This is a genomic window from Arthrobacter sp. PvP023, assembly GCF_017832975.1.
In the GTDB taxonomy this organism is placed as follows: domain Bacteria; phylum Actinomycetota; class Actinomycetes; order Actinomycetales; family Micrococcaceae; genus Arthrobacter.
Genome location: NZ_JAFIBI010000001.1, coordinates 3,326,264 through 3,352,334, shown reverse-complemented (window position 1 = coordinate 3,352,334; position 26,071 = coordinate 3,326,264). Strand labels below are relative to the sequence as shown.

The following is a 26,071-nucleotide window of genomic DNA, read 5'->3' as shown; positions in this document are numbered from 1 at the left end:
ACGCGAAGGCGGGCATGCGCATAAATGAGCGCAGGTGGCAGCGCATGCATAAATATCGGGTTCTATGCATAGTCTTGCTGTATAGTCATTTCCATGACTATTTCTGTTGCCGTTTCCGGTGCCAGCGGGTACGCCGGCGGTGAGGTGCTTCGCCTTCTGGCCGGACACCCCGACGTCACTATCGGGGCCATCACAGCACACAGCAACGCCGGTTCCAGACTAGGCGAATTGCAGCCGCATCTCCACGGTCTGGCGAGCCGCATCCTTGAAGACACCACGGTGGAGAACCTCTCAGGCCACGACGTGGTGTTCCTGGCGCTCCCGCATGGTGCATCTGCTGAGATCGCGGCCCAGTTGCCCGACGGCACGGTGGTGATCGACGCCGGTGCCGACCACCGCCTGGAAGATGCCGCCGCCTGGGAAAAGTTTTACGGTTCCGCGCACGCCGGAACGTGGCCGTACGGGCTCCCCGAACTGCCGGGACAGCGGGAGAAGCTGAAGGGAGCCAAGCGGATCGCCGTTCCGGGTTGCTACCCGACGTCGGCCCTGCTGGCCTTGACGCCCGGGTTCGCCGGCAGCCTGCTCCAGCCCGACGACGTCGTGATTGTTTCCGCCTCCGGCACCTCCGGTGCCGGGAAAGCCGCGAAGGTGAACCTCATCGGCTCCGAGGTCATGGGCTCGATGAGCCCCTACGGTGTGGGCGGCGGCCACCGGCATACCCCCGAGATCGAGCAGGGCCTGGGCAACGCCGCAGGTGAGCCCGTGACAGTGTCCTTCACACCCACCCTCGCCCCGATGAGCCGGGGCATCCTCACCACGGCAACCGCCCGGGTAAAGCCGGGCGTCACGGCAGTGGATCTGCGCAGCGCCTGGGAGGAAGCGTACGACGACGAGCCGTTCGTGCACCTGCTTCCCGAGGGCCAGTGGCCCGCCACCAAGTCCGTGCAGGGGTCCAACCACGCCGTGATGCAGTTGGCGTTCGACGCTCACACCGGCCGAGTCATTGTTACCTGCGCCATCGACAACCTGACCAAGGGGACGGCCGGCGGCGCCGTGCAGTCCATGAATATCGCCCTTGGCCTGGCGGAAACCGCCGGCCTCAACCTGCAGGGAGTTGCCCCGTGAGCGTCACCGCCTCCAAAGGATTCCGCGCCGCCGGCGTCAAAGCCGGCCTGAAGGCGTCCGGGAATCCTGATCTTGCCCTGGTAGTCAACGACGGCCCCTCGAAGGCGGCGGCCGCGGTGTTCACCTCGAACCGTGTTGCCGCGGCGCCCGTCCACTGGTCGCGCGAAGTGGTGAAGGACGGCCGCGTCGACGCCGTGATCCTCAACTCCGGCGGCGCCAACGCCTGCACCGGCCCGCAGGGTTTCCAGAACACCCACACCACCGCAGAAAAGACGGCGGAAGCCTTGGGCGTCTCGGCCACCGACATCTTTGTCTGCTCCACCGGGCTGATCGGCGAACAGCTGCCCATGGACAAGATCGTCCCGGGCATCGGCGCGGCCACGGCGGCCCTCGGCACCGACGGCGGTCCGGCTGCGGCCACGGCGATCATGACCACGGATTCCGTGTCCAAGGAAGCCGTATTCACGGGTAAGGACGCCGAAGGCAACGAATACACCATCGGCGGCATGGCCAAGGGCGCCGGCATGCTTGCTCCCGGGCTGGCCACCATGCTGGTGGTCATCACCACCGACGCGGACGTCCAGCCGGAAATGCTCGACGTCGTGCTCCGCGACGCCACCAGGGTCACCTTTGACCGGGCGGACTCGGACGGTTGCATGTCCACCAACGACACCGTGGTGCTGCTTGCCTCGGGCGCCTCGGGTGCCGTCCCCTCGGCCAAGGACTTCGGTGCCGGGCTGACGCAGGTCTGCGCCGAACTGGCCCGCAAGCTGATCGGCGACGCCGAGGGCGCCAGCCATGACATCGCCATCCGTACATTCAACGCCGCCAGCGAAAAGGACGCCGAGATCGTCAGCAGGGCCGTGGCCCGCTCCAACCTCTTCAAGGCTGCAATTTTCGGCAAGGACCCGAACTGGGGCCGGGTGCTGTCCGCCGTAGGTACCACCGACGCCGTCTTCGAGCCGGACCAGCTGAACGTTTCCATGAACGGCGTGCAGATCTGCCGCAACGGAAGCATCGGCGAAGACCGCAGCCTGGTGGATCTGGAGCCCCGGGAGGTCCACGTCGGGATCGACCTGCAGGCCGGAGAAGCCGAAGCCACGATCTGGACCAACGACCTCACGCACGACTACGTCCACGAAAACAGCGCCTACTCAAGCTAGGTGGCGCACCCACCTTCCGGGGAGACAGCAGCATGAACACCCAGACACGCGAGACCACCTCCATGAGTGATGCCCAGGACAAGGCAGGCACCCTGATTGAAGCCCTGCCGTGGATCCAGCGCTTCGCGGGTACCACCATGGTGATCAAATACGGCGGCAACGCCATGGTCAACGATGACCTCCGCCGGGCGTTTGCCGAGGACGTCGTCTTCCTGCACCACGTAGGTATCCACCCTGTGGTGGTGCACGGCGGAGGACCGCAGATCAACGCCATGCTCAGCCGCCTCGGCATCGAGTCCGAATTCAAGGGCGGGCTGCGCGTCACCACCCCCGAGGCCATGGACGTGGTCCGCATGGTGCTGACCGGCCAAGTGGGGCGTGAACTCGTGGGCCTGATCAATTCCCACGGCCCGTACGCCGTCGGCATGTCCGGTGAAGACGGCGGACTGCTGCGTGCCGTCCGCACCGGAACCGTCGTGGACGGCGAGGAAGTGGACCTGGGCCTCGTGGGCGAAGTCGTGGGCGTCAACCCCGAGGGCATCGTAGACATCCTCGCGGCCGGCAGGATCCCGGTAATCTCAACTGTTGCCCCGGAAATAGCCGACGACGGATCCACCACCGGGCAGGTGCTCAACGTCAACGCGGACACCGCGGCGGCCGCCGTCGCTTCGGCGCTGGGGGCCTCCAAGCTGGTCATCCTGACCGACGTCGAGGGCCTCTACGCGAACTGGCCGGACAAGTCGTCGCTGATTTCATCCCTCACGGCCTCCGAACTGCGGGAGATGCTGCCGAGGCTTGAATCGGGCATGATCCCCAAAATGGCCGCGTGCCTGAAGGCCGTTGACGACGGCGTGGAGCGCGCACACATTGTGGACGGGCGCCTGCCGCACTCCATGCTGCTGGAAACATTCACCACCGCCGGAATCGGCACGCAGGTGGTCCCGGACGAGGAAACGAACGCATGAGCCAGATAGAAAAATCCCCGGTGGTTGAGCTGGTCGAAACCAAAGGCCACACAACCGGAGCCGAGTGGCTGGCGCGCTATTCCTCGTCCCTCATGGGCGTTTTCGGCACGCCGCAGCGGGTCCTGGTCCGCGGCGCGGGGTGCCTGGTCTGGGATGCCGACGGCAAGGAGTACCTCGACCTGCTCGGCGGCATTGCCGTGAACGCCATGGGCCACGCGCACCCGTTCGTGACGTCGGTGATCTCCAGCCAGCTCGCCACCCTGGGCCACGTGTCCAACTTCTTCACCAGCCCCACGCAGATCGCGCTGGCCGAAAAGCTGCTCGAACTGGCCAAGGCGCCGGCTGGCTCCAAAGTGTTCTTCGCGAACTCCGGCACCGAGGCCGTGGAGGCTGCTTTCAAGTTGGCGCGCCGCAACTCGGGGGCCGAGGCGTCGGCCGGCGAAGGTGGAATCATCAAACGGCGGACCAAGATCATCGCGCTCGAGGGTGCCTTCCACGGCCGCACCATGGGCGCCCTGGCGTTGACTGCCAAGGCCGCCTACCGGGCGCCGTTCGAACCGCTGCCCGGCGGTGTCGTCCACATCCCGTTCGGGGATATCGACGCACTGATCGGGGAAATCGATGAAACGACTGCGGCTGTCTTCCTGGAGCCGATCCAGGGTGAAGCCGGCGTCCGGCCGCTGCCCCCCGGCTACCTGAAGGCCGCCCGCGAAGCGACCACGAAGGCAGGAGCGCTGCTGATCCTCGATGAGGTCCAGACCGGCATCGGCCGCACCGGCAAGTGGCTGGCCAGCGAAGACGCCGGCATCGTCCCGGACGCAGTGACGCTCGCCAAGGGCTTGGGCGGCGGTTTCCCAATCGGGGCGTTGATCACCTTCGGCCCTGAAACCTCCTCGCTCCTCACCGCAGGCCAGCACGGCACCACCTTCGGCGGAAACCCGGTGGCCACGGCCGCCGCGCTGGCCACACTGCACGCGATCGAGAGCCAGCGCGTCCTGGACAACGTCCGTACGGTGGGGGAGCACCTCCGCTCGAAGCTCGCGGCAGTCGACGGCGTGACGGAAGTCAGGGGCGAAGGCCTCCTGATCGGCTTTGACCTGGACGCGGACATCGCGCCCGCCGTCGTGACCGCAGGACTGGATGCCGGGTTCATCGTCAACAGCCCGGGTCCGCGCACTATCCGCCTCGCCCCGCCGCTGATCCTGACGGCTGCACAGGCCGACAGCTTCATCGAGGCACTGCCCACGCTCCTCCAGACCGCAAAGGATGCCCAGTGACCAGCTCCGCAACCACCCGTCACTTCCTCAAGGACACCGACCTCACCCCGGCAGAACAGGCCGAGGTCCTGGACCTCGCCGTCCGCATGAAAGCCGCGCCCTACAGCGTCCAGCCGTTCGCGGCCGAAGGCAGCGGACGCAAAACTGTCGCGGTCATCTTCGACAAGACGTCCACCCGGACCCGCGTTTCCTTCGCCACCGGCGTGGCTGACATGGGCGGAAACGCCCTCATCATCAACCCGGGCGAGGCGCAGATCGGCCACAAGGAATCCGTGGAGGACACTGCCAAGGTCCTGGAACGAATGGTCTCCACCATCGTCTGGCGCACCGGTGCCCATTCGGGCCTGGTGACCATGGCGGAAAACTCCAAAGTCCCCGTCATCAACGCCCTGTGCGATGACTACCACCCCTGCCAGCTGCTGGCCGACCTGCTGGCCGTCAAGGAACACAAGGGCGAGCTCAAGGGCCTCACCATGAGCTACCTCGGTGACTCCGCCAACAACATGGCGAACTCCTACCTGTTGGCCGGGGTGACCGCCGGGATGCACGTGCGCATTGCAGGTCCGGAGGGTTACCTGCCGGCCGCGGAAATCGTCGCCGCCGCAGAGGAGCGGGCCGCGGAAACGGGCGGCTCGGTGCTGATCACCACGGATGCCGCGGAAGCTCTCAAGGGGGCCGACGTCGTCGCTACGGACACCTGGGTGTCGATGGGCCAGGAGGCCGAAAAGGAAGCCCGGCTCCAGCTGTTCCGCGACTATTCCGTCGACGAAGCGGCGATGCAGCTCGCGGCGCCGGACGCCGTCGTGCTTCATTGCCTGCCGGCGTACCGGGGCTATGAGATCTCCGCAGGAGTCATTGACGGTCCGCAGTCGATCGTCTGGGACGAGGCGGAAAACCGCCTCCACGCCCAGAAGGCGCTGATGGCGTGGCTAATGCACCGGTCCGGTCTGGCATTCGTCGACGGTCTTTCTCCCGTTGAAGGCACCGTGGAGAGCACGTTCTAGTGTCCACCAACCCTCCGGCGGCACAGGGCGCCAGCCCGGCCACCAAAACGGCCAGGCTGGCGCGGATCACCGCGATCCTGACCGGTGAGTCAGTGCGTTCGCAGGCCGAGCTTGCCGCCCTGCTGGCGGACGACGGCGTCCAGGTCACCCAGGCAACGCTGTCCCGCGACCTCGTGGAACTCGGCGCGGTCCGGGTCCGGGGCAAGGACGGCGTGCTCGTGTACGCCGTTCCGGGAGAGGGCGGTGAACGTGCGGCCAAGGCGGGCGTTACCCAGGAGATCCTGGACGCCCGGCTTGCCCGGCTGTGCGGGGAACTGCTCGTGACCGCTGAAGCTTCGGCTAACATCGTGGTGCTCCGGACCCCGCCGGGTGCGGCGAACTTCCTGGCACTGGCGATCGACCACTCGGTCATGCCGTCCATCCTGGGGACCATCGCCGGGGACGACACGGTGCTGCTGGTCACGCGGGATCCGCAGGGCGGCGGGAAAGTGGCCGCCCGCTTCCTGCAGTTTGCCGAAGAAGCCGGCCATAAGCTTGAAGACAACCAAGAACCAAACAACTAAGGAGCATTTGAAGTGACTGAGCGTATTGTGCTGGCCTACTCCGGTGGCCTGGATACTTCCGTAGCGATCGGCTGGATCGGTGAAGCAACCGGTGCCGAGGTCATCGCCGTGGCCGTCGACGTCGGGCAGGGCGGCGAGTCGCTGGAGACCATCCGCCAGCGTGCCCTGGGCTGCGGCGCCGTCGAAGCCTACGTGGCCGACGCCAGCGACGAGTTCGCCAACGAGTACTGCATGCCCACGCTGAAGGCCAACGCCCTCTACCAGGGCCACTACCCGCTGGTCTCCGCGATCTCCCGCCCGGTGATCGTCAAGCACCTGGTCAAGGCAGCCCGCGAATTCGGTGCCACCACCGTGGCGCACGGGTGCACGGGCAAGGGCAACGACCAGGTCCGCTTCGAAGTGGGCATCCAGACCCTCGGCCCGGACCTGAAGTGCATCGCCCCGGTCCGCGACCTCGCCCTGACCCGCGACAAGGCCATCGCCTTCGCCGAGGAAAAGGGACTGCCGATCGAGACCACCAAGAAGAACCCGTACTCGATCGACCAGAATGTCTGGGGCCGCGCCGTCGAAACCGGCTACCTCGAGGACATCTGGAACGCCCCCACCAAGGACATCTACGACTACACCGCCACCCCGGAATTCCCGCCGGCCCCGGATGAAGTCACCATCACTTTCGAAGCCGGCGTGCCGGTCGCGATCGACGGCGTCAAGGTCACCCCGCTGCAGGCCATCAAGGAGCTCAACCGCCGCGCCGGCGCCCAGGGTGTGGGCCGGATCGACGTCGTCGAGGACCGCCTTGTCGGCATCAAGTCCCGCGAAATCTACGAGGCCCCCGGCGCCATGGCGCTGATCACCGCGCACAAGCACCTCGAGGACATCACCGTTGAGCGCGAACAGGCACGCTTCAAGGCCACTGTCGGCCAGCGCTGGTCCGAGCTGGTTTACGACGGCCAGTGGTTCTCCCCGCTCAAACGCTCCCTGGACGCCTTCATCGAGGACACCCAGAAGTACGTCTCCGGTGACATCCGCATGACGCTGCACGGCGGCCAGGCAGTGGTAAACGGGCGCCGCTCCGAGACCTCCCTCTACGACTTCGACCTCGCCACCTACGACACCGGCGACACCTTCGACCAGTCGATGGCGCGCGGCTTCATCGAGCTGTGGGGCATGTCCGCCAAGGTTGCCTCCGGCCGCGACATCCGCGTCGCCGGAAAGTAGCCCCTGTGGCTGAGCAAAAGTCCGAAGCCACCAATACGGGCGCACTGTGGGGCGGCCGGTTCGCCGGCGGCCCCGCCGACGCCCTTGCGGCGCTGAGCAAGTCCACGCACTTTGACTGGCGGCTGGCCCGTTATGACATTGCCGGGTCCAAGGCGCACGCCCGCGTGCTGCACAAAGCCGGCCTGCTGGACGACGCCGAGCTCGAGGGCATGCTGGACGCCCTGAACAGGCTTGATACAGACGTTGCCTCCGGCGCCTATCTGCCGGCGGAGTCCGATGAGGACGTCCACGGTTCGCTGGAACGCGGCCTCATCGAGCGTGCCGGTACGCAGCTCGGCGGCAAGCTCCGCGCCGGGCGCTCCCGCAACGACCAGGTGGCCACGCTGGGACGGATGTTCCTGCGTGACCATGCCCGGATCATCGCCCGCGGCGTGCTCGCCACGATCGATGCCCTCGTGGAACAGGCCAGGGCGCACCAGGGCGTGGCCATGCCCGGACGCACGCACCTTCAGCACGCACAGCCGGTCCTGCTCAGCCACCACCTGCTCGCCCACGCCTGGGCGCTGCTGCGCGATGTGCAGCGGCTGCAGGACTGGGATAAGCGCGCAGGCGTTTCGCCCTACGGTTCCGGCGCCCTTGCGGGCTCCTCGCTGGGCCTGGACCCGGAGGCAGTGGCGGCGGAACTCGGCTTCTTCTCCGCGACGCATAACTCGATCGACGGCACCGCCTCGCGCGACGTCTTCGCCGAGTTCGCCTGGGTCACGGCCATGATCGGTGTGGACCTCTCGCGCGTGTCGGAGGAGGTCATCCTGTGGGCCACCAAGGAATTCTCCTTTGTCACCCTGCACGATTCGTACTCCACCGGTTCCTCGATCATGCCGCAGAAGAAGAACCCGGACGTTGCAGAACTGGCCCGCGGCAAGGCGGGACGCCTGATCGGCAACCTGACGGGGCTGCTGGCCACGCTCAAGGGCCTGCCCCTCGCGTACAACCGCGACCTGCAGGAGGACAAGGAGCCGGTCTTCGACGCCGCCGACACGCTGGAGGTCCTGCTTCCGGCCGTCTCGGGCATGATTGCGACGTTGAAATTCAACACCGAGCGGATGGAATCCCTGGCACCGCAGGGCTTCGCCCTGGCCACGGACATTGCCGAATGGCTGGTCCGCCAGGGGGTTCCGTTCCGCGAGGCGCATGAGCTCTCCGGCGCAGCCGTGAAGCAGGCCGAAAGCCGCGGGGTTGAACTCTGGGACCTGACGGACGAGGAATATGCCGCCATCTCGGAGCACCTGACGCCGGAGGTCCGCACGGTCCTTTCCACCGAGGGTTCGCTCAACAGCCGCAACTCCCAGGGCGGGACGGCACCTGCCGCCGTCGAGCGCCAGCTCATCGCGCTGGAAGCCGAGCTGACCGGCGTGCGGGAGTACGCCGGCTAACACCCACACGCTCTCTCACTTGTTGCAGCTATTTGGCCGACGCTCTCTCACTTTCCCCGGGAAAGTGAGAGAGCGTTGCCGGTGGTCATGCAATAAGTGAGAGAGCGTTGTGCGTTTATGGTGGGTGCATGAGCGAATCCTTCCGCCAGTACCTTCGTGCCCTGCCGGACTTTCCCGACGACCTTCCGGATTTTGATCCGGCGGAGGCGCCGGCTGACCCGGCCCAGCTGTTCCGGCAATGGCTGGCAGAGGCGCTGGCCGCCGGAGAACCCCAGCCGCATGCGTGCAGCCTGGCTACGGTCGGGGCCGGCGCCCAGCCCTCGTCGCGGATGTTGATCCTTAAGGACATCGACGACGACGGCTGGCACATCGCGACGTCCCGCACCTCGCGCAAGGGCAAGGAACTCGCGGCGACCCCGAAGGCGGCCCTGAATTTCTACTGGCCGCTGCAGGGCCGGCAGGTCCGCGTGGCAGGCGGCGTCGTGGAGCTGTCCACAGAGGCCTCGGCAGCGGACTGGGCCGCCAGGCCTGCGGCGGATGGCAGCGGCAATCCGGACTGGCAGCTCTACGCCGTCCGGCCGGACGAGATTGAGTTCTGGCAGGCCCGCCACGACCGCCGCCACGTGCGCCACCGCTACGGTGCCGGTACTGACGGTCGCGATTCCGGCAGGGACCTGCGTTAAGGGCGATTAACTGTCCGCTACGATGGCGGGTATGACCGCAATCACACCGGACGCGCTGCTCGCCGAACTCCACAAAGCTGCCGACGTCGTTGCCTCCCAGGCCGGCAAACTCACCGAAGAAGACGTGACGGCCCCTTCCTTACTGCCGGGCTGGACCCGGGGCCACGTGCTTGCGCACCTGGCCGGCATTTCGAATGCCATGGCCCGGCAACTTGAGTTCGCCGGCCGCGGCGAGACAGTTGAACTTTATGACGGCGGCTTTGAAGGCCGCACCAAAGCCATCGAAATGTCCGCCGGGCACACCCTGGAGCAACACCGGGCGGATGTGGATTCTGCGCTGGAGCACGCCCTGCGGGCCTTCGATGCTTTGGATGCCAGCGCCTGGCAGGTGCCGATTTCCTACCGCGGGGGAGTGGTTATGGACGGTGGCCTGGCCCTCTGGCGCGAACTCGTGATCCATGCCTCGGACCTGAACACCGGACGTGGCCCGGAATCCTGGAGCCGGCCCTTCTGCGAGCACTTGTTCGATTTCCTGGCCGCCCGCGTGCCGGAGGGCCAGCGGTTCGTGCTGCAGCCACTTGGCCTTCCGCCGGTGACCATTGGTACCGGCAACCGATCCATCGTCATTAACGGAATGCTGACGGACATCGCGGCCTGGCTCGCGGGGCGTGAGCCCTCGCTGGGCAGCCTGCGTGCGTCTGCTGCTGCCGACGGGGTGGATCTTCCGGAACTCCTGCCGTGGCCCGCGGGCGTTCCGGCCAGCAAGTAGGGTTGCCGGCTCCGTCAGCGTTTCTCGCGTCCCAGCAGGCTTTCCTTGACGGCGAGCCCCCACCGGAATCCGCCCAGCGTGCCGTCTGTCCGCACCACGCGGTGGCACGGTACGAACAGGGCTGCCGCGTTGAAGGCGCAGGCACTCGCCGCGGCCCGGACGGCCCTCGGGTTTCCGGAGAGCTCCGCGTATTCCGTGTAGGTCACCGGGCGTCCGGGGCTCACCGTCCGGAGGACATCCCAGGCATGGCTGCGGAACGGCCCCGATTTCTGCAGGACCGGCACACGCATCGCAGGCTCCGGATCGCCGGCGTAGAAGGCAACCACGGCGTCCGAGATATCGCCAAGATCCAGGGCCGGGACTAATTCATCCGGCAGCAGTTCGGGATGGATCTGCCCGGTCAGCTCCGCAGCCTCCGCGGTCCAGCCGGACGCCAGGACGGCGCCGTCGCGGGCAATGATGGTGAACGGACCGTCCGGGGTGGACATGGTCAGCAATTGGGCTTTCATTTCTTCGCTTTCTTGGGTTAAATCTCCGGGATTAACTCTTCAGGGTTAACTCATCGAGGCGGCAGACTCGGCCTGCCGCCTCGGCCTGGCTTGAGGGCGCATGGCGGCAGCACGCCAGAGGTGCATAGTGGCGTAGGAACGCCAGGGGCTCACGTCCGTGAAGTCCGCGGGCTGCACGCCGGGCGGCCGTTCACCCGCCTGCGGGCCGGTGTCGAGGGCGAGGATGCCGTTGCGCACGGCGGCGTCATTGGCCAGGAACACGTCCGGTGCACCGATCACGCGCATGGCAACGTACCCCACCGTCCAGGGTCCCACCCCGGGCAGCGGCAGGAGCTTGGACTGCAGGCCTGCCAGGTCGTCTCCGTAACCGAAGTCGAGTTCCCCTGCGGCCATGGCGCCGGCTGCGGCGCGGACCGAGTCAATCCGCCGCTGCGGACCACGCAGCAGGGCGAATCCCGGGTCGGCGATCTGGGCCGCAGTGGGGAAGAGGCGGTGCAGGCCATCAGCCGGCACCAGGCTCTCGCTTCCGCAGGCGGACAGCTGGGTGAGGGCGGTCCGGGCGGCCGCGACGGTGATCTGCTGGCCGATCATCGCCCTGATCAGCAACTCCTGCGGATCCACGGCCCCGGGCATCCGCATGCCCGGAAAGGCTTTGACCGCGGGTGCCAGCCGCGGATCGTCTTCCAGCGCGCTGTCGATGGCAACGGGGTCTGCATCGAGGTCCAGGAGCCGCCGGACCCGGCTGAGCAGCGACGGCAGGTCCCGGAGGTCCACGGCCCCGATGGTGAGGACCAGGGGCCGCCCCGGGGCGCCGGCGTCTAACTCAACGCTAAAGCGGGCGTCAGCGTGCGGCAGCCGCAAGGTCCTCGCATAGGAGGTTCCGGTGCCGGCCTCGATCCCGGGAATGGAGCGCACGGCGAGGAATTCGAAGATGCCCGGGTCGAACGGTTCACGGTAGGGCAGGTTCAGCGTCAGGGCCGTCGTCGCAGTAGGCGTCCGGTGGTGGCGCGCGGTGCCCCGGAGAGCCGTCGGCGTCATGTCGAAGACCTCGCCTATTGTTTCGTTGAACTGGCGGACGCTGCTGAACCCGGCCGCGAATGCCACGTCGGCGAGCTTCATCTGCGTGGAAACCAGCAGCGTCCGGGCCGTCTGTGCCCGGCCGGCCCGGGCCAGCGACAGCGGGCCGGCGCCAAGCTCGTGGCTGAGGATCCGGTTGAGCTGCCGCGAGGAGTAGCCGAGCCGCGACGCGAGCCCTTCCACGCCGTCGCGGTTGATGACGCCGTCGTTGATGAGCCGCATGGCCCGCCCCGCGATGTCCGAGCGGATGTTCCACGCCGGCGTTCCCGGAACGGCTTCCGGAAGGCAACGCTTGCAGGCCCGGTATCCCGCGTCGTGGGCCGCAGCGGAGGTTTCGTAGAACGTGACGTTCTCCGCTTTCGGCGTCCGGGCCGGGCACGAGGGTCGGCAGTAGATGCCTGTGGTCCGGACGGCTGTGTAGAACTGCCCGTCGAAACGGGGGTCGCGGGCATCGATTGCCCGGTACCGCTGCCAGAAGTCCATGGCTCCATCCTGTCAGCTCGGGAACCCGGGTGCTAGCGGAAATCGGACACGGCCGTGGGCCATGCTGAGGTCGGCCTTTGTTAAAATCGATGCATGAGCAGCAGCCCGCCGCGACCCGGACACGAACACGCCGTGCGGGAGTTACTTTCCGGGGACGCCCGGCACGTGGCGCCCCTGGTGCTTGGGGCCATACTCACCCATGACAGTCCAGAGGGTGCGGTCTCCGTGCGGATCACCGAGGTGGAGGCCTATCTTGGCCCGCACGACTCCCCGCACCCGGACCCCGGTTCCCACACCTTCCGCGGACAGACCGGGCGAAACAAGCCCATGTTCGGACCCGCCGGGCACCTGTATGTCTACTTCACCTATGGCATGCATTATTGCGCCAACATCGTCTGCGGACCGCCCGGTACAGCGTCGGCCCTGCTCCTGCGGGGCGGGGAAATCGTGGCTGGCGAAGACCTGGCACGTACCAGACGCCCGACGTCGAAATCCTCCAAAGACCTGGCCAGCGGGCCCGCCAGGCTGGCCACCGCACTGGGACTGACGACGGCGGACAGCGGGCGGGACGCGCTCGGTGAACCGTTCAGGCTGGAGCTGCCGGTGGCGCGGGCACGCGACATCAGCACCGGGCCGCGGGTGGGGGTTTCGGGGGCCGGCGGCAGCCACGCCTATCCGTGGCGGTACTGGCTGACCGGCGATCCCACGGTCTCCCGCTACAAGGCCGCGAAGGCCCGTCCTGTTTAGGCGCCGCCGCTTCGGCCCAGGCTTCGGCGCCGCGGACGTCCGGATCGTGAAGAATGGCCGCCACCGGCATAGGGTGGATGCGTGAATCAAAGCGAGTCGGGCCAAACCAGACGAAGCGTTCCTGTGGACCAGCTGATCAGCAGCCTCTGCGCCACCGTGCCGGACTATCCCAAGCCCGGAATCATCTTCAAGGACCTGACGCCGGTCTTTGCCAACGGTGCCGCCCTCCGTGCCGTGGTGGACGCACTGGTTGAGCCGTTCAAAGGACAATTCGACGCCGTGGCGGGGGTGGAAGCCCGCGGCTTCCTGCTGGCGGCCGCTGCTGCCTATGCCACCGATACTGGCGTGATCACGGTGCGAAAAGCCGGAAAGCTCCCCCGCAAGGTGGTCGCGGAGGACTATGCGCTGGAATACGGGACGGCAACGCTCGAGCTGCACACCACTGACCTGCCGGCCGGGAGCCGTGTGCTGATTCTCGACGACGTCCTTGCCACCGGCGGTACGCTCGGCGCCGCCACCCGCCTGTTTGAACGCTGCGGCGTCCACGTTGCCGGCGTGGGCGTGGTCATGGAACTTGGTGAACTGCGTGGACGCTCGGCACTCACGGGCCACCGGGTCCGCTCACTCATCCGGCTCTAGGACGCGCGCCTGTCCCGAAGCCGCGCCGGGCCTGCCGCCCGACGTCGGGCGTTCCGGTCCCGGAGCCGCGGCCGGAGCCGCGGGGGCGCCGGGTGCGGAAAAACCGGGGTCACTGAAATGTTTCAGACGCGTTCATCAAAATGGTTGTAGAATGGACGGTCTGTCTTTTGCGATAGGGGAAAGTCTCGATGCTCGACGCTGATTTGGCCCATGAACGGGACTATGTTGCCGGACTGTATGCCCGCCTTGATGAGTTGCGCGAGGAAAAGCGCACTCAACTTGCCCAGGTCCGCCGTGCCGGTGCCGTGGGAACCATGCAAAATGTTTCCGAACGGGACGCCTTCGCGGCGCTCTATGAGGACCGCCTGGCACAGCTGGATGCTGTGGACGACCGGCTGGTTTTTGGCCGCCTCGATTTGGACTCGGGGGAGGCCCAGTACATCGGCCGTATCGGCCTGACGACTGACGACCTCCAGCGGCTCATGGTCGACTGGCGTGCGCCCGAGGCCGGGCACTTCTACCAGGCCACTGCTTTCGACCGCCAGGGCGTGCGCCGCCGGCGCCACCTTATTCTGCAGGGCCGCGACGTCAAGGCCATCGAAGACGACGTCCTCGACGCCGGCATGCTGGCCGACAATGAATCGCTGCAGGGCGAGGGCGCGCTGCTGGCCGCCCTTAACTCCAAGCGCACCGGACGCATGTCCGACATCGTGGGCACCATCCAGTCGGAACAGGACCGGATCATCCGCTCGTCGATCTCCGGCGCCGTCGTCGTCCAGGGCGGGCCCGGAACGGGCAAGACGGCGGTTGCGCTGCACCGCGCCGCATACCTCCTCTACACCCACCGTGACCGGCTCAAGACCGCTGGGGTTCTCCTGGTGGGTCCGTCGTCGTCATTCATGAAATACATTGAGCGCGTCCTGCCGTCACTCGGCGAGACGGGCGTGGTCATGGCGAGCGTCGGCCGGCTCATGCCCGGCATCAACGCCGTGCCCGAACAGGAAGCGGACGTCGCTGCCCTCAAGGGCAGGCTGGACATGGCCGAGGTGGTTGCCAACGCCGTCTCCAACCGGCAGCGCATTCCGGCTGAGAACCGGATCCTTGAAGTCGACGGCCGCAAGCTGGTCCTGACACCCCGCCAGGTGCGGCGGGCCCGGGAAAAAGCCCGCGCCACCCACAAGCCGCACAACGAGGCGCGCCTGACGTTCGTGAAGATCCTGCTTCGTGAGCTCACCGAGCAGATGACCGAGCTCGTCGAGGCCGGCAGCATCGGCAACAACGCCGACCGTTCGTATCTCGCCGAGGACGTCCGCACTGCTCGCGATGTCCGGATCGCACTGAATCTGTGCTGGATGCCGATGACCCCGGAAAAGCTCATCTCCGAGCTGTTCAGCAAGCCGGCGATCCTGGAGGCGTGCACGCCCCACCTGACCGACGCTGAACGCGCCCTCCTCAGCCGCCCGGTGGACAGCCCCTGGACCGAAGCCGACGTGCCGTTGCTGGATGAAGCGGCCGAACTGCTGGGCGAACTTGATCCCGCCGCCGGTCGCGGGCTGGCCCAGCAGGAGCACGACCGTGCCCGGGACATCGCCAACGCCAAACAGACCCTGGTGAACATGGAAACCGCCGGGGTGGACGTGCTGATGACGGCCGAGGAACTCGTCGACCAGAACCAGGAGCGCGAAGCGCGGCTCACCGCGGCGGAACGCGCCACCAGCGACCGCACGTGGGCCTTTGGGCACATCGTTGTCGATGAGGCGCAGGAGCTGTCGCCGATGCAGTGGCGGCTGTTGGTGCGGCGTTGCCCGCTGAAATCGTTCACGATCGTGGGCGACATCGCCCAGACGAGCTCCGTGGCTGGCGCCAAGTCCTGGCAGAGCGCGCTGGAGCCCATGTTCGGCGACCGCTGGCAGCTCGAGGAACTCACCGTCAACTACCGCACGCCCTCCCAGATCGCGGAGGCGGCGGCACGGATGGCCACCGCCGCCGGTCTGGTGATCTCTGCTCCCAAGGCCGTCCGCGAAGGCCGCTGGTCGCCGATCATTGACCGCGTGGATGACGGGGCAATCGTCAGCAGGCTCGTTGAGGTCCTTCCGGATGAGCTCGACGCGCTCGACGGCGGCCTGCTGGCAGTGATTGCCGACGGCGAACTGCTGCCGCAGGCCACTTCTGCCTTGCGCGCTGCCTACGGCCACCGAGTCGGTACCGGGGCCGGCAGCTACGAGCAGGACATTGTGGTCATCAGCCCGCGGGAAGCAAAGGGCCTGGAATTCGACGGCGTTGTGGTGCTGGAGCCGTCCATGATGCTCAACCATGAACACGGACGCGTCGGCGACCTCTACGTGGCCATGACCCGGCCCACACAGCGGCTGCGGCTGATCGCAGCCGCCCCGGTGCCGGCAGGCATCGAACGCTGATCCCCGGTGGCGGGAGGACCGGTTTGTCCCGGGCTCCCGCCACCCCGGGGGCGCTGTCACGCAGCGCTGGGGGCCGGGCAATCCTGCTAACTTAGATCACGTGTCCCAACTAAATGATCTCGAGTCCCAGCAGAACGATCCGACCTTTGCCAATATCTGGCAAGAGCTCAACTGGCGCGGCCTGGTCCACGTGTCCACTGACGAAGTGGAACTGGAAAAGCTGCTCGCCGGGGACCCGATCACCTATTACTGCGGGTTCGATCCAACCGCTCCCAGCCTGCACCTGGGCAACCTCGTGCAGCTTCTCCTGATGCGCCGCCTTCAGCTCGCCGGCCACAAGCCGTTGGGCCTGGTAGGCGGATCCACCGGCCTGATCGGTGATCCGAGGCCGACGGCGGAACGCACCTTGAACACCAAGGACACCGTTTCCGAATGGGTCGGGTACCTTCAGGCCCAAGTGCGTCGCTTCCTGAGCTTTGACGGCGACAACGCCGCCAGGATGGTCAACAACCTCGACTGGACGGCCCCGCTTAGCGCCATCGACTTCCTTCGCGAAATCGGCAAGCACTTCCGGGTCGGCACCATGCTCCGCAAGGACGCCGTTGCCTCCCGCCTCAGTTCGGATGAGGGCATCAGCTACACCGAGTTCAGCTACCAGATCCTGCAGGGCATGGACTACCTCCAGCTCTTCCGTGACTACGGCTGTGTCCTGGAGACCGGCGGCTCGGACCAGTGGGGCAACCTCACCAGCGGTACCGAACTTATCCGCAAGGTGGAGGGCAAGCACGTGCATGCCCTTGGCACGCCGCTCATCACCAATTCGGACGGCACCAAGTTCGGAAAGAGCGAAGGCAACGCCATCTGGCTTGATCCGGAGATGTGCAGCCCCTACGCCTTCTACCAGTTCTGGCTCAACACTGCTGATGCCGACGTTGCCGCGAGGCTGAAGGTGTTCACGTTCCTGACCCGCGCAGAGATAGAAGCCCTGGAGGTTTCCATTGCCGAGCGTCCCTTCGCCCGCGAAGGGCAGCGCCGGCTTGCGTTCGAAGTGACCTCGCTGGTCCACGGCGTGGAGGCAACGGAGAAGGTCATCGCTGCCTCGGCGGCACTCTTCGGCGGCGGCGATCTCGCTGCGCTGGACGAGCAGACGCTTTCGGCCGCCACAGCCGAACTGCCGTCGGCGCGTGTTGACTCGGAGGGGATGGGCATTGTGGATCTGCTCGTGGCCTCGGGACTCTCGGACAGCAAGTCGGCCGCCCGCCGGACGGTGGGCGAAGGCGGCGCTTACGTCAACAACACCAAGGTCACCGATCCTGATGCAGTTATTCCGGGCAGCGAACTCCTGCACGGGCGCTACCTGCTCTTGCGCCGCGGGAAGAAAAACCTGGCAACTGTGGAAGTGGCAGCTTCCTAGGATAAGGCGCACCCAAGAAGTCATATGCACGCTCCTTTCCGGCCGATTTGCGCGGCCGGGGAGGAGCGTGTAATGTTTTCTGAGTCGCCGCCGCTGAGTGGTGACAAACCCCCTACAAATGAGAAGCAATTCTTCATGCGCAAGGCGCAAAGATGAGAAGTTGCTTCGCATTTTGCTGGGCGGATTCACTCCACCAAGTGAATTTCGGGAGAATAGCCGGATTTGCAAAGTGGAATTGAATGAAATAAGCTAGAAACATCGCAGCGAAGAAATGATAACAAAGAATTCACTGGAATTCAAATATTTGTTTGAAAAGTATTCGAATGTGTCTGTTGTTTGAGAACTCAATAGTGTGCCAAGTTTGTTGATACCAATTTATTTTATGGATTGGTTGAATTGACTGGATCCGCCACCCCGTGGTGTGGTCTGGTTTTTACAGCTGGTTTCAAATTTTGTGCAGTCTGGTTCCGCGTTTTCCCGTGGTTCCTGGTTGTGTCTGTTTTTGTTTTACTTCAACGGAGAGTTTGATCCTGGCTCAGGATGAACGCTGGCGGCGTGCTTAACACATGCAAGTCGAACGATGAACCTCACTTGTGGGGGGATTAGTGGCGAACGGGTGAGTAACACGTGAGTAACCTGCCCTTAACTCTGGGATAAGCCTGGGAAACTGGGTCTAATACCGGATATGACTCCTCATCGCATGGTGGGGGGTGGAAAGCTTTTTGTGGTTTTGGATGGACTCGCGGCCTATCAGCTTGTTGGTGAGGTAATGGCTCACCAAGGCGACGACGGGTAGCCGGCCTGAGAGGGTGACCGGCCACACTGGGACTGAGACACGGCCCAGACTCCTACGGGAGGCAGCAGTGGGGAATATTGCACAATGGGCGAAAGCCTGATGCAGCGACGCCGCGTGAGGGATGACGGCCTTCGGGTTGTAAACCTCTTTCAGTAGGGAAGAAGCGAAAGTGACGGTACCTGCAGAAGAAGCGCCGGCTAACTACGTGCCAGCAGCCGCGGTAATACGTAGGGCGCAAGCGTTATCCGGAATTATTGGGCGTAAAGAGCTCGTAGGCGGTTTGTCGCGTCTGCCGTGAAAGTCCGGGGCTCAACTCCGGATCTGCGGTGGGTACGGGCAGACTAGAGTGATGTAGGGGAGACTGGAATTCCTGGTGTAGCGGTGAAATGCGCAGATATCAGGAGGAACACCGATGGCGAAGGCAGGTCTCTGGGCATTAACTGACGCTGAGGAGCGAAAGCATGGGGAGCGAACAGGATTAGATACCCTGGTAGTCCATGCCGTAAACGTTGGGCACTAGGTGTGGGGGACATTCCACGTTTTCCGCGCCGTAGCTAACGCATTAAGTGCCCCGCCTGGGGAGTACGGCCGCAAGGCTAAAACTCAAAGGAATTGACGGGGGCCCGCACAAGCGGCGGAGCATGCGGATTAATTCGATGCAACGCGAAGAACCTTACCAAGGCTTGACATGGGCCGGACCGGGCTGGAAACAGTCCTTCCCCTTTGGGGCCGGTTCACAGGTGGTGCATGGTTGTCGTCAGCTCGTGTCGTGAGATGTTGGGTTAAGTCCCGCAACGAGCGCAACCCTCGTTCCATGTTGCCAGCGCGTAATGGCGGGGACTCATGGGAGACTGCCGGGGTCAACTCGGAGGAAGGTGGGGACGACGTCAAATCATCATGCCCCTTATGTCTTGGGCTTCACGCATGCTACAATGGCCGGTACAAAGGGTTGCGATACTGTGAGGTGGAGCTAATCCCAAAAAGCCGGTCTCAGTTCGGATTGGGGTCTGCAACTCGACCCCATGAAGTCGGAGTCGCTAGTAATCGCAGATCAGCAACGCTGCGGTGAATACGTTCCCGGGCCTTGTACACACCGCCCGTCAAGTCACGAAAGTTGGTAACACCCGAAGCCGGTGGCCTAACCCCTTGTGGGAGGGAGCTGTCGAAGGTGGGACTGGCGATTGGGACTAAGTCGTAACAAGGTAGCCGTACCGGAAGGTGCGGCTGGATCACCTCCTTTCTAAGGAGCACCTACAGCAACCCTGCCCCGTGTATGCGGGTGTGGTGGTGTTGTCAGGAGTACGCCCGTTGCGCAGACGATAGTTCTGCGGCGGGTGCTCACGGGTGGAATATCAGCAAATAGCGGCCGCATGGTTTTGTCCTTGCCCAGTACGGATGCTCTTGAGTGTCCTGGAACGGCGGGGGCGGGGCGCAGGCGGTTTAGTGTTTGGCACACTGTTGGGTCCTGAGGCAACAGGACCGGGAGGGTTTCTTCCCGGGTTTTGTTTGTTTCTGGTTTCCTGGCTGCACCGATCACACGGTTGTTGTCCCTTTGCGGGGGTGCGTGTGTGGGGTGTGTGGTACGGGGTTGTTGTTTGAGAACTACATAGTGGACGCGAGCATCTTTTATAAGAAGCAATTTCCAAGAATATGAACCTGGATCTGGTTCTTCGCCTTTCGGGGTGGGGGATTGGTTTCTGTGGTTCTCTCGAAAATTAGCGTTTTTGATCTTTTGTGGTCAAGTTTTTAAGAGCACACGGTGGATGCCTTGGCATTAGGAGCCGAAGAAGGACGTAGGAATCTGCGATAAGCCTGGGGGAGTCGATAACCGGACTGTGATCCCAGGGTGTCCGAATGGGGAAACCCCGCCAGGGACGCGAGTTGCCTGGTGACCCGCATCTGAACACATAGGGTGCGTGGAGGGAACGCGGGGAAGTGAAACATCTCAGTACCCGCAGGAAGAGAAAACAATAGTGATTCCGTTAGTAGTGGCGAGCGAACGCGGATCAGGCTAAACCGTTCCATGTGTGATAGCCGGCGGGCGTTGCATGGTCGGGGTTGCGGGACTTTCCGTGCTGTCTCTGCCGGGACAGCGAGGTGTGATGTGCAGGCATAGGTGAACGGTCTTGAAAGGCCGGCCAGAGAGGGTGTGAGCCCCGTAACCGTAATGTTGTGTACCGCCTGGGAAGTATCCCAAGTAGCACGGGGCCCGAGAAATCCCGTGCGAATCTGTCAGGACCACCTGATAAGCCTAAATACTCCCTAATGACCGATAGCGGACCAGTACCGTGAGGGAAAGGTGAAAAGTACCCCGGGAGGGGAGTGAAACAGTACCTGAAACCGTGTGCTTACAATCCGTCGGAGCCAGTCTGATTCTGGTGACGGCGTGCCTTTTGAAGAATGAGCCTGCGAGTTAGTGTTACGTCGCGAGGTTAACCCGTGTGGGGCAGCCGTAGCGAAAGCGAGTCTGAATAGGGCGTTGCAGTGGCGTGATCTAGACCCGAAGCGAAGTGATCTACCCATGGCCAGGTTGAAGCGACGGTAAGACGTCGTGGAGGACCGAACCCACTTCAGTTGAAAATGGAGGGGATGAGCTGTGGGTAGGGGTGAAAGGCCAATCAAACTTCGTGATAGCTGGTTCTCCCCGAAATGCATTTAGGTGCAGCGTTGCGTGTTTCTTACCGGAGGTAGAGCTACTGGATGGCTAATGGGCCCTACAAGGTTACTGACGTCAGCCAAACTCCGAATGCCGGTAAGTGAGAGCGCAGCAGTGAGACTGTGGGGGATAAGCTTCATAGTCGAGAGGGAAACAGCCCAGACCACCAACTAAGGCCCCTAAGCGTGTGCTAAGTGGGAAAGGATGTGGAGTTGCGAAGACAACCAGGAGGTTGGCTTAGAAGCAGCCATCCTTAAAAGAGTGCGTAATAGCTCACTGGTCAAGTGATTCCGCGCCGACAATGTAGCGGGGCTCAAGTACACCGCCGAAGTTGTGGCATTCACATTTTATCCAAGCCGCCTCCTTGTGGGGTTGGTTCAGGAGTGTGGATGGGTAGGGGAGCGTCGTGTGGGCAGTGAAGTCGCGGTGTAAACCAGCGGTGGAGCCTACACGAGTGAGAATGCAGGCATGAGTAGCGAAAGACGGGTGAGAAACCCGTCCGCCGAATGATCAAGGGTTCCAGGGTCAAGCTAATCTGCCCTGGGTAAGTCGGGACCTAAGGCGAGGCCGACAGGCGTAGTCGATGGACAACGGGTTGATATTCCCGTACCGGCGAAAAACCGCCCATGCTGAACAGGGGATACTAACCGCCCGAGACCTGCCCGATCACCCTTGTGGTGTGAGGGTTTTGGTGGAGCGCGGGACCTGATCCTGGGAGGTAAGCGTATTAACAGGTGTGACGCAGGAAGGTAGCCGAGCCGGGCGATGGTTGTCCCGGTCCAAGGATGTAGGGCGAACGGTAGGCAAATCCGCCGTTCATGATGCCTGAGACCTGACGGGACCCCTTTAGGGGGGATTCGGTGATCCTATGCTGCCTAGAAAAGCATCGACGCGAGGTTTTAGCCGCCCGTACCCCAAACCGACACAGGTGATCAGGTAGAGAATACTAAGGCGATCGAGAGAATTATGGTTAAGGAACTCGGCAAAATGCCCCCGTAACTTCGGGAGAAGGGGGGCCCCAACCTTGATGGACACACGCTGTCCGGAGGGGATCGGGGCCGCAGAGACCAGGGGGAAGCGACTGTTTACTAAAAACACAGGTCCGTGCGAAGTCGCAAGACGATGTATACGGACTGACTCCTGCCCGGTGCTGGAAGGTTAAGAGGACCGGTTAGCCGCAAGGCGAAGCTGAGAATTTAAGCCCCAGTAAACGGCGGTGGTAACTATAACCATCCTAAGGTAGCGAAATTCCTTGTCGGGTAAGTTCCGACCTGCACGAATGGAGTAACGACTTCCCCGCTGTCTCAACCATAAACTCGGCGAAATTGCAGTACGAGTAAAGATGCTCGTTACGCGCAGCAGGACGGAAAGACCCCGAGACCTTTACTATAGTTTGGTATTGGTGTTCGGAGTGGCTTGTGTAGGATAGGTGGGAGACGTTGAAGCCCGGACGCCAGTTCGGGTGGAGTCATCGTTGAAATACCACTCTGGTCACTTTGGACATCTAACTTCGGCCCGTAATCCGGGTCAGGGACAGTGCCTGATGGGTAGTTTAACTGGGGCGGTTGCCTCCTAAAAAGTAACGGAGGCGCCCAAAGGTTCCCTCAGCCTGGTTGGCAATCAGGTGTCGAGTGTAAGTGCACAAGGGAGCTTGACTGTGAGAGAGACATCTCGAGCAGGGACGAAAGTCGGGACTAGTGATCCGGCGGTACATTGTGGAATGGCCGTCGCTCAACGGATAAAAGGTACCTCGGGGATAACAGGCTGATCTTGCCCAAGAGTCCATATCGACGGCATGGTTTGGCACCTCGATGTCGGCTCGTCGCATCCTGGGGCTGGAGTAGGTCCCAAGGGTTGGGCTGTTCGCCCATTAAAGCGGTACGCGAGCTGGGTTTAGAACGTCGTGAGACAGTTCGGTCCCTATCCGCTGCGCGCGCAGGAAATTTGAGAAGGGCTGTCCTTAGTACGAGAGGACCGGGACGGACGAACCTCTGGTGTGTCAGTTGTACTGCCAAGTGCACCGCTGATTAGCTACGTTCGGATGGGATAACCGCTGAAAGCATCTAAGCGGGAAGCTCGCTTCGAGATGAGATTTCCATACACCTTGTGTGTGAGAGGCCCCCAGCCAGACCACTGGGTTGATAGGCCGGATGTGGAAGCGAGGACTAACGACTCGTGAAGCTGACCGGTACTAATAGGCCGATAACTTACACCACACACCCCTTTCGTGAACGGATTCAAAAGACGTTCACACCATGAAAGGGGTAAAAAGAAAACAAGACTGCTTGCGTCCACTATGTGGTTCCCAACCAACAAACCCGTTGCGTTGCAGGAACAAAACCACAACAAAATAACAACACCACACCTGCCCTGACCGGCAGGAGCATGTTGTAACCACAGATTTCCCACACACACCCCCCGGGGCGTGTGACGGGTAGAAGGGTTACGGCGGTCATAGCGTGGGGGAAACGCCCGGTCCCATTCCGAACCCGGAAGCTAAGACCCACAGCGCCGATGGTACTGCACCCGGGAGGGTGTGGGAGAGTAGGTCACCGCCGGAACATCATTCAGGTCGAGAGCCCCAACCAGGCAACTGGTTGGGGCTCTCCCACGTTAACCACCAAAACCCACCCCCCACACCCTCTCCCAGACCCGGCACCCCTTTTGCCGGACCCTCTCTCAGACCCGGCACCCCTTTTGCCGGACCCTCTCCCACATCCGGCACCCCTTCTACCGGACCCTCTCCCACATCCGGCGGCCGCCCGCCCGGGCACCCGAACCAGGCACCGCCCTCGAACCCCCGCCACAACCGCGAGAGCATCCGGAAACCACCCGCCACAACTGAGCGAGCGTCGCCCGGGGGAGTGCGTAAGCTGAGAGAGCGTCACCGGGGGAGGTCCGCCGGCTGCTCCTGGATTTCGCCTGAGCAGCTACTTGGACCGGTGCCCTTACTGGGCCAGACGCTGACACGGATCCGCGTCCCTGTGAGGCTTGCCACGAGAGCAGCTTCCGTGGCTGTGGCAGTTAGTTGGTGAGCGGTGACTCGCCTAGAATTGCATGAGATGTACGGACTTCGAAGCGCTTTATTTCGGGTTGCGTAGGATAACGAAACACGGATAAGAGCGGCTGCGATTGCGCCAGTGGTCGGCTCACAACAGGAGGAATCCAACATGGCTGAGCACAACGGCGGAAATCGAAACGGTAAAGACCGCGGCAGCTACGGAGGCGGCCGACCTTCGGGCGGGGGACCGTACCGCGCCTCGAATAATTCCGGCGGGGATCCCCGCGGATTCCGCGCAAAGGATGATCGCAGTGACCGTCCGTCGCGTGAAGGCGCTGATCGTAAGCCGTTTGGTGATCGTCCGTCCCGTGAGGGTGGGGAGCGCCGTAGCTTCGGTGCAGGTGACCGTGATCGTAAGCCGTTCGGTGCAGGTGACCGTGATCGTAAGCCGTTCGGTGCAGGTGACCGTGACCGTAAGCCGTTCGGTGCAGGTGACCGTGATCGTAAGCCGTTCGGTGCAGGTGACCGTGACCGTAAGCCGTTCGGTGATCGTCCGTCCCGTGAAGGCGGCGAACGCCGCAGCTTCGGCGCAGGCGACCGCGACCGGAAGCCCTTCGGTGCAGGTGACCGCGATCGTAAGCCGTTCGGTGCAGGTGACCGTGACCGTGACCGTAAGCCGTTCGGTGATCGTCCGTCCCGTGAAGGCGGCGAACGCCGTAGCTTCGGCGCCGGTGCAGGTGACCGTGACCGTAAGCCGTTCGGTGCAGGTGACCGTGACCGTGACCGTAAGCCGTTCGGTGATCGTCCGTCCCGTGAAGGCGGCGAACGCCGTAGCTTCGGCGCCGGTGCAGGCGACCGTGACCGTAAGCCGTTCGGTGCAGGTGACCGTGACCGTAAGCCGTTTGGTGATCGCCCGCGCCGGGAAGGCGACGGCGAACGTCGCAGCTACGGTGGCGGGGACAACCGTAAACCGTTTGGTGACCGCCAGGAACGGGCGCCCCGCAGCTTCGACCGTGGCGATTCAGGCCCCCGCGACTTCGGACGCGACCGTCCCGAGGACCGCCCCGCACGCGTACCGAACGCCCGTGACCTGCGCAGCGCCAACCGCCCGGATCGTGAGCGCTCTCCCCAGATCGACGAAGATGTCACCGGCCAGGAGCTGGACCGCGCAACCAAGCATGAGATCAAGACCCTCGAGCCCAAGAGCGCAGAGTGGGTTGCACGCCACCTGGTAATGGCAGGCCGCCTCATCGACGAAGAGCCGGAGCTTGCCTTCCAGCATGCCCTGGCTGCCAGCCGCCGCGGCGGACGTCTCTCGGCAGTGCGCGAGGCGGTGGGTCTGACCGCTTACGCCGCAGGCCACTACGGTGAAGCCCTGCGCGAGTTCCGCACCTACCGCCGTATTAGTGGCTCCAACGTGCACCTGCCCGTCATGGCCGACTGCGAACGCGGCCTGGGACGGCCGGACCGTGCCCTTGACGTGGCCCGTTCCGAGGAAGCCAATGACCTCGACGCACCCGGCAAGGTTGAACTGGCCATCGTGGCCGCCGGCGCCCGCACCGACCTGGGCCAGCTGGACGCGGCCGTGGCCGAACTGGAAATTGCCCAGTTGGACATCAACCGCGCCTTCTCCTACAGCCCCCGCCTCTTCCGCGCCTACGGTGACGCCCTCGCGGCAGTAGGACGGACCGAGGAAGCGGCGAAGTGGCAGCGCCAGGCCGTTGTTGCGGAAAACGCCCTGGGCCTCGGAGAAGACGAGGAACCTGACATCATCGACCTCGGCTGGGACGAGGAAGAAGAAGCCCGCGAAGAGGAAGCAAGGCGCCGCTTGCTCGCTCAGCAGCAGGCTGCCAGTGCGCCCGCCCCGTCGCCGGGTGTCCGTGACGACAGCCAGTCGGCCGTGGTCGAAGCTGCCGCATCGGACGCCGCCGTATCAGATGCTGCTGTCCTGGATGAGGGCTCCGACGACGCCGAAGCGGACTACTTTGAATCCGACGACGCTGAATCCGACGAGGACTCCGTTGAGGAGGACGAACTCGAAGAGGGCACCAGCGGATACGGCACCACCGAGGACGCCGTCCAGGACGCCGGCGATGCGGACACCGCACAGTCGGACCGCGAAAGGGAATAAC

At 64.0% G+C, this 26,071-nt stretch carries 17 protein-coding genes and 3 rRNA genes; 18 read left to right on the top strand and 2 right to left on the bottom strand.

All coding sequences use genetic code 11. The annotated features are described in order from the left end of the window. The first annotated feature begins 93 nt into the window (after window positions 1-93). The 10 genes from argC (at window position 94) to JOE31_RS15330 (ending at window position 10,200) form a co-directional block, all read left to right on the top strand. The gene (gene argC / locus JOE31_RS15375) at window positions 94-1,125 is read left to right on the top strand and encodes an N-acetyl-gamma-glutamyl-phosphate reductase (RefSeq protein WP_209746100.1); all 1,032 of its coding nucleotides are present in this window, start codon (window positions 94-96) and stop codon (window positions 1,123-1,125) included. Continuing rightward, on the top strand, window positions 1,122-2,288 hold the full coding sequence (gene argJ / locus JOE31_RS15370) for a bifunctional glutamate N-acetyltransferase/amino-acid acetyltransferase ArgJ (RefSeq protein WP_209746098.1): 1,167 nt from the start codon (window positions 1,122-1,124) through the stop codon (window positions 2,286-2,288). The genes argC and argJ overlap by 4 nt, the downstream gene beginning before the upstream one ends. Window positions 2,289-2,320: 32 nt before the next feature. After that, window positions 2,321-3,253, top strand: coding sequence for an acetylglutamate kinase (argB, locus tag JOE31_RS15365; protein ID WP_209746096.1), 933 nt, complete (start codon window positions 2,321-2,323; stop codon window positions 3,251-3,253). Beyond that, on the top strand, window positions 3,250-4,530 hold the full coding sequence (locus tag JOE31_RS15360) for an acetylornithine transaminase (RefSeq protein WP_209746094.1): 1,281 nt from the start codon (window positions 3,250-3,252) through the stop codon (window positions 4,528-4,530). Before argB ends, JOE31_RS15360 begins: the two co-directional genes overlap by 4 nt. Continuing rightward, window positions 4,527-5,534: an ornithine carbamoyltransferase gene (argF, locus tag JOE31_RS15355; protein WP_209746092.1), complete on the top strand. Its 1,008-nt coding sequence runs from the start codon at window positions 4,527-4,529 to the stop codon at window positions 5,532-5,534. The genes JOE31_RS15360 and argF overlap by 4 nt, the downstream gene beginning before the upstream one ends. After that, window positions 5,534-6,097 carry an arginine repressor gene (locus JOE31_RS15350; RefSeq protein ID WP_209746090.1) on the top strand — a complete coding sequence of 188 codons (564 nt, stop codon included), beginning with the start codon at window positions 5,534-5,536 and terminating at the stop codon, window positions 6,095-6,097. The genes argF and JOE31_RS15350 overlap by 1 nt, the downstream gene beginning before the upstream one ends. 12 nt (window positions 6,098-6,109) lie before the next feature. Then, window positions 6,110-7,315: an argininosuccinate synthase gene (locus JOE31_RS15345; RefSeq protein ID WP_043480224.1), complete on the top strand. Its 1,206-nt coding sequence runs from the start codon at window positions 6,110-6,112 to the stop codon at window positions 7,313-7,315. Window positions 7,316-7,320: 5 nt separating this feature from the next. Next, window positions 7,321-8,748, top strand: a complete 1,428-nt coding sequence (gene argH, locus JOE31_RS15340) for an argininosuccinate lyase (RefSeq protein WP_209746088.1) — start codon at window positions 7,321-7,323, stop codon at window positions 8,746-8,748. Between the two features lie 128 nt (window positions 8,749-8,876). Beyond that, entirely contained in the window at window positions 8,877-9,431 is a 555-nt protein-coding gene (locus JOE31_RS15335; RefSeq protein ID WP_209746086.1) for a pyridoxal 5'-phosphate synthase, read from the top strand. A gap of 31 nt (window positions 9,432-9,462) precedes the next feature. Beyond that, on the top strand, window positions 9,463-10,200 hold the full coding sequence (locus JOE31_RS15330) for a maleylpyruvate isomerase family mycothiol-dependent enzyme (RefSeq protein WP_209746084.1): 738 nt from the start codon (window positions 9,463-9,465) through the stop codon (window positions 10,198-10,200). Between the two features lie 14 nt (window positions 10,201-10,214). Here the strand turns inward: JOE31_RS15330 and JOE31_RS15325 are convergent, their stop codons facing one another. Together JOE31_RS15325 and JOE31_RS15320 are read right to left on the bottom strand one after the other, a co-directional pair. Continuing rightward, window positions 10,215-10,709, bottom strand: coding sequence for a methylated-DNA--[protein]-cysteine S-methyltransferase (locus tag JOE31_RS15325; RefSeq protein ID WP_209746083.1), 495 nt, complete (start codon window positions 10,707-10,709; stop codon window positions 10,215-10,217). Between the two features lie 45 nt (window positions 10,710-10,754). Continuing rightward, a complete protein-coding gene (locus tag JOE31_RS15320) occupies window positions 10,755-12,269 on the bottom strand; it encodes a DNA-3-methyladenine glycosylase 2 family protein (protein WP_209746082.1) in 1,515 nt (504 codons plus the stop codon). Window positions 12,270-12,362: 93 nt separating this feature from the next. Between JOE31_RS15320 and JOE31_RS15315 the strand changes: the two genes are divergently transcribed. The 8 genes from JOE31_RS15315 to JOE31_RS15280 all read left to right on the top strand — a co-directional run bounded on the left by JOE31_RS15315 (window position 12,363) and on the right by JOE31_RS15280 (window position 26,070). Next, window positions 12,363-13,016 carry a DNA-3-methyladenine glycosylase gene (locus JOE31_RS15315; protein ID WP_209746080.1) on the top strand — a complete coding sequence of 218 codons (654 nt, stop codon included), beginning with the start codon at window positions 12,363-12,365 and terminating at the stop codon, window positions 13,014-13,016. A gap of 81 nt (window positions 13,017-13,097) precedes the next feature. Further along, complete coding sequence (locus JOE31_RS15310) at window positions 13,098-13,655, top strand: adenine phosphoribosyltransferase (protein ID WP_209746078.1); 558 nt, start codon at window positions 13,098-13,100, stop codon at window positions 13,653-13,655. A gap of 188 nt (window positions 13,656-13,843) precedes the next feature. After that, on the top strand, window positions 13,844-16,072 hold the full coding sequence (locus JOE31_RS15305) for an AAA family ATPase (RefSeq protein ID WP_209746076.1): 2,229 nt from the start codon (window positions 13,844-13,846) through the stop codon (window positions 16,070-16,072). A gap of 100 nt (window positions 16,073-16,172) precedes the next feature. After that, a complete protein-coding gene (gene tyrS, locus JOE31_RS15300) occupies window positions 16,173-17,486 on the top strand; it encodes a tyrosine--tRNA ligase (RefSeq protein WP_209746074.1) in 1,314 nt (437 codons plus the stop codon). 512 nt (window positions 17,487-17,998) lie between these two features. After that, window positions 17,999-19,522 (top strand): 16S ribosomal RNA (locus tag JOE31_RS15295). Window positions 19,523-20,018: 496 nt separating this feature from the next. After that, window positions 20,019-23,154, top strand: a 23S ribosomal RNA gene (locus JOE31_RS15290). A gap of 228 nt (window positions 23,155-23,382) precedes the next feature. Then, window positions 23,383-23,499 (top strand): 5S ribosomal RNA (rrf, locus tag JOE31_RS15285). The 16S, 23S and 5S rRNA genes sit together here, the layout of an rRNA operon. Before the next feature lie 609 nt (window positions 23,500-24,108). Then, a complete protein-coding gene (locus tag JOE31_RS15280) occupies window positions 24,109-26,070 on the top strand; it encodes a hypothetical protein (RefSeq protein ID WP_245199211.1) in 1,962 nt (653 codons plus the stop codon). Window position 26,071 lies beyond the last annotated feature (1 nt).

Bases quoted from the DNA above. Each gene is read 5' to 3' on its own strand.
- argC (WP_209746100.1), top strand. From the start codon at position 94: ATGACTATTTCTGTTGCCGTTTCCGGTGCCAGCGGGTACGCCGGCGGT.
- argB (WP_209746096.1), top strand. From the start codon at position 2,321: ATGAACACCCAGACACGCGAGACCACCTCCATGAGTGATGCCCAGGAC.
- JOE31_RS15360 (WP_209746094.1), top strand. From the start codon at position 3,250: ATGAGCCAGATAGAAAAATCCCCGGTGGTTGAGCTGGTCGAAACCAAA.
- JOE31_RS15335 (WP_209746086.1), top strand. From the start codon at position 8,877: ATGAGCGAATCCTTCCGCCAGTACCTTCGTGCCCTGCCGGACTTTCCC.
- JOE31_RS15330 (WP_209746084.1), top strand. From the start codon at position 9,463: ATGACCGCAATCACACCGGACGCGCTGCTCGCCGAACTCCACAAAGCT.
- JOE31_RS15325 (WP_209746083.1), bottom strand. From the start codon at position 10,709: ATGAAAGCCCAATTGCTGACCATGTCCACCCCGGACGGTCCGTTCACC.
- JOE31_RS15320 (WP_209746082.1), bottom strand. From the start codon at position 12,269: ATGGACTTCTGGCAGCGGTACCGGGCAATCGATGCCCGCGACCCCCGT.
- JOE31_RS15315 (WP_209746080.1), top strand. From the start codon at position 12,363: ATGAGCAGCAGCCCGCCGCGACCCGGACACGAACACGCCGTGCGGGAG.
- JOE31_RS15305 (WP_209746076.1), top strand. From the start codon at position 13,844: ATGCTCGACGCTGATTTGGCCCATGAACGGGACTATGTTGCCGGACTG.
- JOE31_RS15280 (WP_245199211.1), top strand. From the start codon at position 24,109: ATGGCTGAGCACAACGGCGGAAATCGAAACGGTAAAGACCGCGGCAGC.